The organism is Rossellomorea aquimaris, assembly GCF_001877785.1.
GTDB lineage: Bacteria > Bacillota > Bacilli > Bacillales > Bacillaceae_B > Rossellomorea > Rossellomorea aquimaris_A.
The window spans coordinates 162,557-175,531 of the sequence record NZ_MINN01000139.1; the positions used below are offsets into that span (position 1 = coordinate 162,557).

The following is a 12,975-nucleotide window of genomic DNA, read 5'->3' on the forward strand; positions in this document are numbered from 1 at the left end:
GAAAGGCGCTTTTTGCTTTTCTGGATTGATTGTCTTATGACCTCGAGCCTCTAGCCGCCGGAGCTGGACAGGTCTCACCTTACACGCTTCTCCCGCAGGAGTCTGCGTTTTGCACTCCAATCAACCGCTGTAACGGTTTTGAATATGAATAAGTTCACACAACTTAATCCTTATTAAATGGACTGTAATTTATTTAGGTTTTTCTAGATCCTCCTTTTTTGATGGACCAGAAGCTAAGAACACGGTGCGAAGTTAAATTCTCTCCTGTTGTTAATACTCGTTTTACCTATTACCTTCCCATTCTAGACACCTATATGTAAAATAGCGATAATTTCACACCCAAATACTTTCCTGTCTGTTTCTTGTTTAATAAGTGAAGAAAAGACTGCCGTCCACAACGACAGCAGTCTTCTCTTTTTCTATTACATATTCCGGCGGTACTGGCCGCCGACTTCGTATAAAGCACGCGTGATCTGCCCAAGGCTTGCGACTTTGACGGTTTCCATCAGTTCTTCGAAGATGTTGCCGCCGTCGACTGCCGCTTTTTTCAGGCGCTTAAGCGCTTCTTCGATATCACTTTCGTTTCTCGCCTGGAAGTCGCGCAGGTTCTTGATCTGCGTTTCCTTCTCTTCCTTCGTCGCACGTGCCAGTTCCATGCTGTCCATCTGTTCTTCTGATGGAGGATTCGGGTTCAGGTACGTGTTCACGCCGACGATCGGAAGCTCGCCGTTATGTTTCTTCATTTCATAATACATTGATTCTTCCTGGATCTTTCCGCGCTGATACTGGGTTTCCATGGAACCGAGCACGCCTCCGCGGTCATTCAGGCGGTCGAACTCTGTGAGCACCATTTCTTCCACGAGGTCGGTCAATTCTTCAACGATGAACGACCCTTGAAGCGGATTTTCATTTTTAGAAAGACCGTGTTCTTTCGTGATGATCATCTGGATCGCCATCGCACGGCGGACGGATTCTTCGGTCGGCGTCGTGATCGCTTCGTCATACGCATTCGTGTGAAGCGAGTTACAGTTATCCTGCAGCGCCATCAATGCCTGAAGCGTCGTACGGATATCGTTGAAATCGATCTCCTGCGCATGCAGCGAGCGGCCGGACGTCTGGATGTGGTACTTCAGCTTCTGGCTGCGCTCATCCGCACCATACTTATCCCTCATGACCGTCGACCAGATGCGGCGGGCCACGCGGCCGATGACCGTATACTCAGGATCAAGTCCGTTCGAGAAGAAGAATGACAGATTAGGCGCGAACTTATTGATATCCATTCCGCGGCTCAGATAGTACTCAACATACGTGAAGCCGTTTGCGAGCGTGAACGCAAGCTGCGAAATCGGATTCGCTCCCGCTTCCGCGATGTGGTAGCCGGAAATCGATACTGAATAGTAGTTTCTCACTTTATGATCGATGAAGTACTGCTGGATATCACCCATCATGCGAAGCGCGAACTCAGTCGAGAAGATGCATGTGTTCTGGCCCTGATCTTCTTTTAAAATATCGGCCTGAACCGTTCCGCGCACGACTCCAAGCGTCTGTTCCTTCACTTCTACATACTCTTCGACTGTCAGCACGCGGCCAAGCTCTTCTTCCTTGGCACGGATCTGCTGGTCGATCGCTGTGTTCATGTACATCGCCAGGATGATCGGCGCCGGACCGTTGATCGTCATCGAAACAGACGTGGACGGAGCACACAGATCGAAGCCTGCATACAGCTTCTTCATATCATCAAGCGTACAGATGCTGACGCCGCTCTCGCCGACTTTTCCGTAGATGTCAGGGCGGTAATCCGGATCTTCACCGTATAATGTAACCGAGTCGAACGCCGTACTCAGGCGCTTCGCATCATCGTCCTTCGAAAGATAATGGAATCGGCGGTTTGTTCGTTCCGGAGTCCCTTCGCCTGCGAACTGGCGCTTCGGATCTTCCCCTTTTCGTTTAAAAGGAAACACACCGGCCGTATACGGGAATGAACCCGGTACGTTTTCCCTGTACACCCATTTCAGGATTTCCCCGTAATCCTTGTACTTAGGCAGGGCCACCTTAGGAATATTGAGCCCTGACAAGCTCTTCGTACTCAGCTCGGTGACTATTTCCTTGTCGCGGATCTTCGTGACGAACTGGTCCTTGCTGTACGTATCCTTCAGGTTTTCCCATTTAGCCAAAATATCCTTGGATTCTGCTGTCAGCTTGTTTTCCACTTCTTCTTTCAACGTGTTGAGTGAAGTCAGGACTTCATCGTTCTGTTCCTTTTCACGGAGGGCTTCCATCGCCCCTTCAAGCTGGAACAGGCGGCGCGCAAGATTCACTTGCTCTTCCGCTTTTTTATGATAATTGCGGACGGTATCCGCGATTTCCCTTAAATAATAGCGGCGGTTGTTCGGAATGATCACATTCTGCTTTTCAACATCGACGTTTTTAGAAAAACTTGTCTTCCAGTCAAGCTTCATCTTCTCATTCACAGTTTCCACAATTGCCGCGAACAGCGCATTCGTACCCGGATCGTTGAACTGGCTCGCGATTGTGCCGTAAACCGGCATCTCATCAAGATCCTTGTCAAACAGCATGTGGCTGCGCTGATACTGCTTCTGGACCTGACGGCGAGCATCCTCAGAGCCTTTGCGTTCGAATTTGTTGATGACGATCAGGTCGGCAAAATCGATCATATCGATTTTTTCAAGCTGTGAAGGAGCACCGAATTCGCTCGTCATCACATACATGGACATATCGCAGATTTCAGCGATTTCCGCATCCCCCTGACCGATTCCGCTCGTCTCGACGACAACGAGATCGTAGCCGGCCGCCTTGACGACATTGATCGCATCCTTGATCGCAAGTGAAAGCTCCGTCTTCGAACCGCGTGTGGCAAGACTGCGCATGTAAACGCGCGGATTGAAGATCGCGTTCATGCGGATACGATCGCCAAGAAGCGCCCCGCCCGTCTTCTGTTTCGTCGGATCGATCGACAGCACCGCGATCTTTTTCTCAGGAAGCTCGTTAATGAAACGGCGGATCAGTTCGTCCGTCAGTGAACTTTTCCCTGCTCCACCTGTTCCTGTGATCCCAAGGACCGGTACCTTTTTAGCCAGTGTCTTGATCTCAGAGAAAACCGTCTGTGCAGCAGCCGCGACTTCTTCATTCGCCCCTACTTGATACTCAGCCAGTGAGATCAGCTTGGAAACGGCATTCACGTCGCCACTCGAAAGCTTTTCAACTTCAGAGTTGACGCTGTCTTTGATCGTCGGGAAATCACATTCCTCAATCATCTGGTTGATCATCCCCTGAAGACCGTGCTGACGGCCGTCTTCAGGCGAGAAGATGCGGGCGATCCCGTATTCATGGAGCTCCTTGATTTCGCGCGGGATGATGACGCCGCCGCCACCGCCGTAAATACGGATATGGGAAGCCCCTCTTTCTTTCAGCAAATCATACATGTATTTAAAATATTCGACGTGGCCGCCTTGATAGGAGGAAATCGCAATCCCTTGAACGTCCTCCTGGATCGCAGCGTTCACCACTTCTTCCACGGAGCGGTTATGACCTAAGTGAATGACCTCTGAACCGCTCGCCTGGATAATCCGTCTCATTATGTTGATCGATGCATCATGTCCGTCGAAAAGGCTCGACGCCGTCACGAATCGGACATGGTGCTTTGGTTTGTATACTTCAACCGTGCTCATACTACTCCCCCTGTTCTCCTTTGTTTTTCAAAACCCGTGACCCCTGCAAAAAGCAGTTCGACCTGCAGATCGATGTATTCCTGGAGCGAATACCTCTTTTGAAGGGCCCAGCGGCGGAATCCCCACATCTGCCCCTGGACGAATACATTCTGCGCGAGCATATGGATCTGATGTTCATCAAGTTCGAGTTCCCCCGTCTCGACGCAGCGCACGATCAGCTTCTCGACCATCGCGACCATCTCAAGCTCTTTCCGGAGGACGTAAGGCAAAGCGTCCTTAGAAAGCGACTTCGCCTCCTGATACATGACGAGGACCTCGTCCTGCATCCTGTCCATCACCTGAAAATAGTGGGCGATGCCGAGCTTCAAGCTGTCAACCGTGCCTTGATCGATATCCAGCTCCTCAAGCTCCAGTCTCACCTGCTCATAAATGCTGTCACAGACCAGATACAATACATCTTCCTTTGTCCGTATATATTCATAAAGCGTGCCGATGCTGAACCCTGCGGCCTTGGCAATCTCCCTCGTCGTGGTGCGGTGAAACCCCTTCTGTTTAAAAAGAGAGACGGCTCCCCGGATCATCTGATCGCGCCTTTTCTCCACCAAACGTTCATCTTTGACAGAAGCATGCACTTCCCTTTTGTTCTCCACATCTACCGACCGCCTTTATTTCATTCTCCCATTGTCCCTGCTGTTCCCCGCCTGCTTCATCCCCCAACGAGGCAGGCGGATCTATACGGTAATCATGCCCCTTTACATTGCCGCTCTTACTTCGTGACCATTCTTGAAATGACAAGGCGCTGGATTTCCTGCGTTCCTTCATAGATTTGAGTGATCTTCGCGTCACGCATGTAGCGCTCGACAGGGTAATCCTTCGTGTAGCCGTAGCCGCCGAAGATCTGGACCGCTTCCGTTGTCACCTTCATCGCCGTATCCCCGGCCATCAATTTCGACATCGCCGATTCTTTACCGTATGGAAGGCCTTCCGACTCAAGCCACGCAGCCTGATAGGTTAATAGACGGGAAGCTTCGATGGATGTCGCCATGTCGGCAATTTTAAAAGAAATGCCTTGATTCGCAGCGATCGGCTTCCCGAACTGCTCACGCTCCTTCGCATAGTCGATTGACGCATCAAGCGCTCCCTGAGCAATCCCGACAGCCTGTGCGGCAATCCCGTTACGTCCGCCGTCAAGCGTCATCATTGCGATCTTGAAGCCTTCCCCTTCTTTGCCGAGAAGGTTTTCCTTCGGCACCTTGCACTCTTCGAACACGATTTCCGTCGTTGGAGACGAACGGATGCCGAGCTTCTTCTCTTTTTTACCGACAGAGAAGCCTTCGAAGTCCTTCTCCACGATGAACGCACTCGTACCGCGCTGGCGCGATGACGGATCCGTCAGTGCAAACACGATATACGTATCTGCGATTCCGCCGTTTGTGATGAAAATTTTAGATCCGTTTAAAATATAGTGATCGCCTTCAAGACGCGCAGTCGTCTTCATGCCGCCTGCATCTGAGCCTGATCCCGGCTCAGTCAAGCCATACGCGCCGATTTTCTCACCCTGCGCCATCGGACGGAGATACTTCTGCTTCTGCTCTTCCGTACCGAATTTGTACACAGGCCAGCCTGCCAGTGAAGTATGGGCGGATAACGTAACACCCGTAGAAGCACACACTCTTGAAAGCTCCTCGACTGCGATACAGTAAGCAAGATAGTCGCTTCCGATCCCGCCGTACTCTTCAGGCCAAGGAATCCCGGTCAAGCCGAGCTCCGCCATTTTCTTGAAGATATCCATATCGAAGCGCTCTTCTTCATCACGCTCAGCGGCAGTAGGAGCAACCTCATTGCGTGCAAAATCGCGCACCATCTTGCGAATCATCTCATGTTCTTCAGACAACGTAAATTTCATGATTTTTTCTCCTATCTTTGTTGGAATCTATTTTGATATTTATTTTAAAAATGTGGTTATTTCTCAGACACAAGTGTAATCACCGCTGTTGATTTCCGTGGAGGACTTCGCTTTCCGCGGGTAGCCCGTGAGCCTCCTCGTCGCATTCGCTCCTGCGGGGTCTCACATAAGCTACTCTTCCCGCTGGAGTCTTCGTCTTCCACTCCAATCAACAGCTGGAATACCCCTAAATCCCATCATCTTAATTAAAACTAACTTCTATCGGGAAAACTTTTAAACCAATAAGTTCTTCCCGATTACCATCCTCTGAATCTCACTGGTGCCTTCGTAGATTTCGGTTACTTTGGCGTCTCGGAACAGGCGCTCTACCGGGTATTCTTTTGTGTAGCCGTAGCCTCCGTATACCTGGATGGCTTCGGTTGTGACGTCGACGGCTGTTTTTGAGGCGAAAAGTTTTGCCATGGAGGCTTCTTTTCCGCAGGAGATGCCCTGCCCGCGGAGGTCAGCCGCTCTGTAGACCAAAAGCTTTGCCCCTTCGACTGCGGTTGCCATGTCGGCGAGCTTGAACCCGATTCCCTGCTGGGAGGCGATCGGTTTGCCGAACTGGACGCGTTCTTTTGCATAAGCCGTTGCGTAATCGAACGCTCCTTCAGCGATCCCGAGGGCCTGTGCTGCGATTCCGATGCGGCCGACATCCAGGTTCGCCATCGCGATCTTGAAGCCTTCCCCTTCCTCGCCAAGGAGGTTTTCAACAGGCACTTTCATGTCTTCAAATGTCAGCTGTACAGTTCTTGAACCGTGCAGCCCCATTTTGTGTTCGTCTTTCCCGATGATCAGTCCGGGTGTACCTTTTTCAACGATGAATGCCGATACCCCGCGGCTTCCCTTCGTCTGATCGGTTACGGCGAACACGATATATGTATCCGCCTCGCCCCCGTTCGTGATGAAAACCTTCGAACCGTTCAGGACATAGTGATCGCCGCGTTTTTCCGCTTTTGACTTCAAGCTCTTCGCGTCCGACCCCGCACTCGGTTCCGTCAAACAGAATGCCCCTAAATATTCACCTGAAGCAAGCTTCGGAAGGTACTTCTGCTTCTGTTCCTCATTCCCAAAGTAGAGGATCGGATTCGTCCCGACCGAAGTGTGGACGGACAGGATCACCCCGATGGTGGCGCTTACTTTTGACAGCTCGTGAATCGCGATGATGTAGGAGGTGAAATCCATCTCTGAGCCGCCGTACTTTTCAGGGATCGTGATCCCCATCAGGCCGAGCTCCGCCATTTTATTTAAAATCTCCCGCGGAAAATGCCCCTCTTCCATTTTCTCAACGAAAGGCTGTATTTCTGTTTCAGCAAAATCACGCACCATCTTGCGCATCATCTGCTGTTCTTCCGTGAATCGTAAATTCATGATTGTCCCCTCCCGGATGTTCGCATGCACTACAAGGATCTTTCTCATGGCCCTTTCAACAAGGCCGTTGATTTCCGCTGCAGGTATTTGCTTTCCGCGGGGAGGAAGTCGAGCCTCCTCGGCGTCCCGCCTGCGGGGTCTCGACTTTTCCTCTTTATCCCGTCGGAGTCAAATGCCTTCCGCTTCAATCAACTTAGTGGTAATATCATCAATCGGCTTTAACGAAATCCTTATGTGACATCCACTTATTCGTAAGAGTAAAAACCTCTTCCTGTCTTTTTACCGAGCCAGCCTGCTTTGACATATTTTCTGAGCAGCGGGCATGGACGGTATTTGTCGTCTCCGAAGCCTTCGTGGAGTGTTTCCATGATGTACAGGCAAGTGTCGAGACCGATGAAATCGGCAAGCGTCAGCGGCCCCATCGGATGATTCATGCCGAGCTTCATCACCTCGTCGATCGCTTCCTTGCTTGCCACCCCTTCATACAGCGTGTAGACCGCTTCGTTGATCATCGGCATCAGGATACGGTTCGAAACGAATCCCGGGAAGTCTTCCACCTCGACCGGCACTTTGCTCAGTGACTTCGTCATATCCTCGATCGCCTGATACACCTCATCCGTCGTCGCAAGCCCGCGGATGATCTCAACTAGCTTCATCACCGGTACCGGGTTCATGAAATGCATCCCGATCACCTGCTGGGGACGCTTAGTCGCCGCTGCAATCTCCGTGATTGGAAGAGAAGAAGTATTGGTCGCAAGGATCGCATGCTCGGGAGCAATTTCATCCAGCTGAGCGAAGATCTTCGTTTTGATCTCCATATTCTCAACCGCTGCTTCGATCACGATATCCACACTTTTGGCATCGTTGAGATCCGTTGAAGCCGTCAGTCTGTTCAGCGTCGCTGCCTTCTCGTCTTCACTCATCCGGCCTTTGTCCACCGAACGGGAAAGGTTTTTTGTAATGACGCCGATCCCTTTTTGGACGAACTCTTCTTTGAGGTCATTCAGGAACACGTCGAACCCTGCCTGTGCGCATACCTGGGCGATTCCGGAACCCATCTGACCGGCTCCGATGACCATGACTTTTTTTATGTTCATTTTGTTTCTCCCCTTTGTTTGAGATGTTTCTGATTACAACGCTTTTGATTTCCGTGCAAGACTACGCTTTCCGCGGGCGGCCGGTAAGCCTCCTCGTCGCGTTGCTCCTGCGGGGTCTTACCTGTCTCGCTTTTCCCGCAGGAGTCTTCGTCTTGCACTCCAATCAACGCTGGAACAAGTAATATTTCAATAAATGTTTTATCAGAAATTCCGGTTTGGTGTACCTGGTACATTTGGGTTGATAGTACCTGGTACACAGGCATTCCCGTTGTGGTGCCAGGCACAGAAGCCTTGTTTTGTGCCTGGCACAAATTGCTTCGATTGTTCCTGGCACAATATGGTCTGTTTGTTCCTGGCACCGTTAATCCTTCAAATGGTGCCTGGGTCAGATGCCCCGATTTGAGCCTGGCTCAAAACACCACATTTGAGCCAGGCTCAAAACCACCAAATCGAGCCAGGCACCACCACTGCTGGAAGGCACCCAGCCCAACCCTAAAACTCTCTCAATCTGACAATCCACAACCCAAGCCTACTGCTTCGGCACCTCGATCATAACCGCATCGCCCTGTCCGCCTCCGGAGCAGATGGATGCGATTCCGATACCGCCGCCGCGGCGTTTCAGTTCGTAGGCGAGTGTGAGGATGATGCGCGCTCCGCTTGCCCCGATTGGGTGGCCGAGTGCTACGGCGCCCCCGTTCACGTTGATTTTTTCAGGGTCGAGACCGGCAATCTTGCCGCTTGTAAGTGCTACTGCCGCGAATGCTTCGTTGATTTCGAACAGGTCGATTTCTTCGAGTGATTTGCCTGTTTTCTTCAGCAGTTCATTGATGACAAGGCCCGGTGTCTGCGGGAAGTCCTTTGCTTCCACTGCAATTGCTGTATGACCGAGGATTGCCGCCAATGGTTTTTTGCCTTCTTTTTTCGCACGTTCTTCGCTCATCAGGATCATGGCGGCTGCCCCGTCATTGACCCCTGGCGCGTTACCTGCCGTGATCGTGCCGTCCGATCCGAATACCGGACCGAGTTTTGCCAATACTTCAAGGGATGTATCCTTACGAGGTGCTTCGTCGCGGTCGACCACTACCGGATCGCCTTTGCGCTGCGGCACTTCTACTGCCACGATTTCTTCACCAAGCTTCCCGTCTTCAGTTGCTTTCACCGCAAGCTCGTGGCTTCTGAATGCCCAGTTGTCCTGGTCTTCCCTGGACAGTTCAAATTCTTTGGCTGTCTCGTTTCCGTATGTGCCCATGTGGACATTGTTAAAGGAGCAAGTCAGGCCGTCGTGTACCATCAAGTCCTTCACGCTTGAGTCGCCCATTTTGAATCCCCAGCGTGCTTTTGGCAGGATGTATGGCGCATTCGACATTGATTCCATTCCGCCGGCCACGATGACTTCCCCGTCTCCTGCACGGATGATCTGATCGGCCATCGTGACACTTCTCATACCGGACGCGCACACTTTATTGATTGTTTCTGTTTTTACGTTCCAAGGAATTCCTGCGTGGCGCGATGCCTGGCGGGAAGGAATCTGTCCCTGTCCTCCCTGAAGGACCGTGCCGAGGATCACCTCGTCAATGTCTTCACCGCTGACACCTGCTCTATTCAATGCTTCCTTCACTGCAAAACCGCCGAGCTCGGAAGCTGTAAAACTGCTCAATCCGCCTCCAAACTTGCCGAAAGGAGTTCTGGCTCCATCTAGAATGACCGTTTTCCCCATGTAAATCCCTCTCCTCTTTCTTTCAGTTTGAGTACTTCATTTTGTATACGCTTTCAAAAAATATTCTAAGTATCAGGTGGTTCCCTTGTTCTTCATGAACTCGTCATGCAGAGTGTTAAATGGCTTTCCCTACCGGCTGCAGCGATCTTGACTGAACGCTCGCTCGACCGAATGCCAAAAGAGGAAGGGACAGATTCCGTCCCTTTCCACTATTTCCATTGTACTTCAAAATTGTGTAAAACGTAATGATTTTTTAGAAAGTTTTTATTTTTCATTTAAATTATTATTCTAGAAAAATAAACAGGAGTGAAACATATTAGTTATTTAGTTTCACTCTGTTTCAGGTAAGTTGTATTAGGTTAATTCTGCTATCACCGCTTTTGATTTCCGTGGAAGACTTCGCTTTCCGCGGGCGGCCGGTGAGCCTCCTCGTCGCTACGCTCCTGCGGGTAGAAAAGCGGAAGGGCTTTGCTCAGAGGCTTTGGCATAAGGCGAATCGGCCACGAAGGCGTTCTTTGCCTTCTTGGACGATTTGACTTATGACATTTGCCTCTAAGCCCTGTAGCTGGACAGGTCTCACCTGTCTCGCTTTTCCCGCAGGAGTCTTCGTCTTCCACTACAATCAAAAGCTAGAGCTGTATAAAAATCGAGCTTCTCATAGCAATTAATATCAGCTTTAAGAACGTTTTCTACTAAGATCAATTCCTCTGTTTTTTAAGCAACGACCTCATCTTTATGATCACCGCAGACTGCTTTTTCAAGAAGCTCGGCAACGTCGAGTGTAGAGACGTTTTCTTCGACTTCCTTCGCTTTCGTTCCATCTGATAGCATCGTCAGGCAGTACGGGCAGCCGGAGCTGATGACGGATGGGCTGACGGCAAGTGCCTGTTCGGTACGGGATACGTTGACGCGGTGGCCTGTGTCTTCTTCCATCCACATGAGTCCTCCACCGGCTCCGCAGCACATTCCTTTTTCTTTATTACGTTCCATTTCAACGAGTTTGACGCCGGAAATCGATTTAAGGATTTCACGCGGCGGATCGTACACTTCGTTGTAACGGCCGAGGTAGCACGAATCGTGGAATGTGATCGTTTCGTTCACTTCGTACTGCGGCTTCAGACGTCCTTCCTTCACAAGGTCGTAAAGAAGCTCGGTATGGTGATACACTTCCGCTTCCAGTCCGAAGTCCGGATATTCATTTTTGAAGATGTTATAAGCATGCGGGTCGATTGTGACGATTTTCTTGATCTCATGCTTTTCAAATTCGGCGATATTGTTTGTCGCAAGCTCCTGGAATAAGAATTCGTTTCCAAGTCGGCGCGGCGTATCGCCTGAGTTTTTCTCTTTATTTCCTAAAATCGCGAACTTGACGCCGGCTTCGTTCATAAGCTTGGCGAATGACAGCGCGATTTTTTGGCTTCGGTTATCAAATGAACCCATGGATCCGACCCAGAATAGGAATTCGAAGTCTTCCCCTGCTTTTTTCATTTCTTTCACCGTCGGGATGTGGACGTCTTCCCTTGCTTCACGCCAGTTTTCACGTTCTTTTCGGTTAAGTCCCCATGGATTTCCCTGACGCTCGATGTTTTGCATTGCACGCTGGGCATCGGCGTCCATTTTTCCTTCTGTAAGGACCAGATAACGGCGAAGGTCGATGATTTTGTCGACGTGCTCGTTCATGACCGGGCATTGGTCTTCACAGTTTCGGCATGTCGTACATGCCCAGATTTCTTCTTCCGTGATGACGTCCCCGATCAAGGACGGGCTGTATGCCGCACCTGCTGCCGCTTCTTCGGCTGCTTGTGTCGCACCTGCCATCGCAAGCTGGTTTCCTTTTGTCCCGTTGAATGCGAATGTCGGCACCCACGGTTTTTTCTGTGTCACGGCAGCACCGTGATTTGTCAGGTGATCACGCAGTTTCACGATCAGATCCATCGGCGACAGCATTTTACCTGTGCCGGTTGCAGGACACATATTTGTACAGCGCCCGCACTCCACGCAGGCGTAGAAATCGATCATCTGTGTCTGGGTGAATTCTTCTATTTTTCCTACCCCGAAGCTTTCTGCCGATTCGTCTTCGAAGTCGATCGGCTTCAGTTTTCCAGGGTTGTCTAAGCGGTTAAAAAATACATTGGCCGGTCCTGCGATCAAGTGGGCATGCTTTGACTGCGGCACATACACCAGGAATGCGAGCAGGAAGATCAAGTGGATCCACCATGCGATGTAGAATATGACGATGGATGCCGTTTCACCGATCGCACCGAGTGCTCCCCCGATCAGTGACGCAACAGGCTCGGTCCATGCAAGGTCCTCACCATGCCAGATAAGGCTCATTCCGTTCCCTACAAGCACGGAAAGCATCAAGCCCCCGATGAATAAAAGAACGAGTCCTGATTTGAAGCCTCTTTTTAAACGGACGAGCTTTTCCACGTAACGTCGGTGGAATGCCCACACGACAGCGACGAGGATCATCAGTGTGACGAGTTCCTGGAAGAACGTGAAGCCCGGATACAGAGGTCCAAGCGGCAGATGGTTCCCCGGAGCAAGCCCTTTGATGATGAAGTCGATCGCCCCGAATTGTACTAAGATGAAGCCGTAGAAGAACATGACGTGGATCGCTCCGCTTTTCTTATCCTTCAAGAGCTTCTTCTGTCCGAAGACGTTGACCATGATTTTTTCGAAGCGTTCTTTGAATCGTTTATCGAATTCGACTTTCTTTCCGAGTTTGATATATTCAATTCTCGTTTTGACCACATACACAAACAGACTCACTGCGTAAACGGTTACAAAAATGAACGCAATCCAATTGAGAATGAGTAATCCATTCATCTCAAGTCTCTCCCCCTTTTTCGGCTCGCAAATGAACGTCCCCTTTGTTCAAACTTTTACAAACCAAATTAATATTCAGAAAAATATCCTTATGTCCATTATATAATGAATGAGCATTCAGTCAACGATTTTTTTAAAAGAAACTTCTCTTATTACCGCTTATGATTTCCATGCAGGACTCCGCTTTCCGCGGGCGGTTGGTGAGCCTCCCTCACGATAATGGCAGGTTACTTAGAATATCTTTGTTTTTCTCGGGATTTCTTAAGTGTTCAACATAAGAGACACGGCATGGTCAAACAGATACACCCAAATTTAAATATATCTGGA

The 12,975-nt window shown here is 50.2% G+C and carries 7 protein-coding genes; all 7 read right to left on the reverse strand.

The features are described 5' to 3' along the window. Positions 1 to 422 precede the first annotated feature (422 nt). The gene (icmF, locus tag BHE18_RS20885; RefSeq protein ID WP_071620419.1) at positions 423 to 3,689 is read right to left on the reverse strand and encodes a fused isobutyryl-CoA mutase/GTPase IcmF; all 3,267 of its coding nucleotides are present in this window, start codon (positions 3,687 to 3,689) and stop codon (positions 423 to 425) included. Next, positions 3,686 to 4,339, reverse strand: a complete 654-nt coding sequence (locus tag BHE18_RS20890; protein WP_071620420.1) for a TetR/AcrR family transcriptional regulator — start codon at positions 4,337 to 4,339, stop codon at positions 3,686 to 3,688. The genes icmF and BHE18_RS20890 overlap by 4 nt, the downstream gene beginning before the upstream one ends. Before the next feature lie 116 nt (positions 4,340 to 4,455). Beyond that, positions 4,456 to 5,595: an acyl-CoA dehydrogenase gene (locus tag BHE18_RS20895; RefSeq protein WP_071620421.1), complete on the reverse strand. Its 1,140-nt coding sequence runs from the start codon at positions 5,593 to 5,595 to the stop codon at positions 4,456 to 4,458. A 273-nt stretch (positions 5,596 to 5,868) separates the two neighbouring features. Further along, on the reverse strand, positions 5,869 to 7,005 hold the full coding sequence (locus BHE18_RS20900; RefSeq protein WP_071620422.1) for an acyl-CoA dehydrogenase: 1,137 nt from the start codon (positions 7,003 to 7,005) through the stop codon (positions 5,869 to 5,871). 245 nt (positions 7,006 to 7,250) lie between these two features. Beyond that, the gene (locus BHE18_RS20905) at positions 7,251 to 8,102 is read right to left on the reverse strand and encodes a 3-hydroxybutyryl-CoA dehydrogenase (RefSeq protein ID WP_071620423.1); all 852 of its coding nucleotides are present in this window, start codon (positions 8,100 to 8,102) and stop codon (positions 7,251 to 7,253) included. Between the two features lie 529 nt (positions 8,103 to 8,631). Next, positions 8,632 to 9,819, reverse strand: coding sequence for an acetyl-CoA C-acetyltransferase (locus tag BHE18_RS20910; RefSeq protein WP_071620424.1), 1,188 nt, complete (start codon positions 9,817 to 9,819; stop codon positions 8,632 to 8,634). A 714-nt stretch (positions 9,820 to 10,533) separates the two neighbouring features. Beyond that, positions 10,534 to 12,648 (reverse strand): 4Fe-4S dicluster domain-containing protein, encoded by a 2,115-nt coding sequence (locus BHE18_RS20915; RefSeq protein ID WP_071620425.1) that lies wholly within the window; start codon positions 12,646 to 12,648, stop codon positions 10,534 to 10,536. Positions 12,649 to 12,975 lie beyond the last annotated feature (327 nt).

Bases quoted from the DNA above. Each gene is read 5' to 3' on its own strand.
- icmF (WP_071620419.1), bottom strand. From the start codon at position 3,689: ATGAGCACGGTTGAAGTATACAAACCAAAGCACCATGTCCGATTCGTG.
- BHE18_RS20895 (WP_071620421.1), bottom strand. From the start codon at position 5,595: ATGAAATTTACGTTGTCTGAAGAACATGAGATGATTCGCAAGATGGTG.
- BHE18_RS20900 (WP_071620422.1), bottom strand. From the start codon at position 7,005: ATGAATTTACGATTCACGGAAGAACAGCAGATGATGCGCAAGATGGTG.
- BHE18_RS20905 (WP_071620423.1), bottom strand. From the start codon at position 8,102: ATGAACATAAAAAAAGTCATGGTCATCGGAGCCGGTCAGATGGGTTCC.
- BHE18_RS20910 (WP_071620424.1), bottom strand. From the start codon at position 9,819: ATGGGGAAAACGGTCATTCTAGATGGAGCCAGAACTCCTTTCGGCAAG.
- BHE18_RS20915 (WP_071620425.1), bottom strand. From the start codon at position 12,648: ATGAATGGATTACTCATTCTCAATTGGATTGCGTTCATTTTTGTAACC.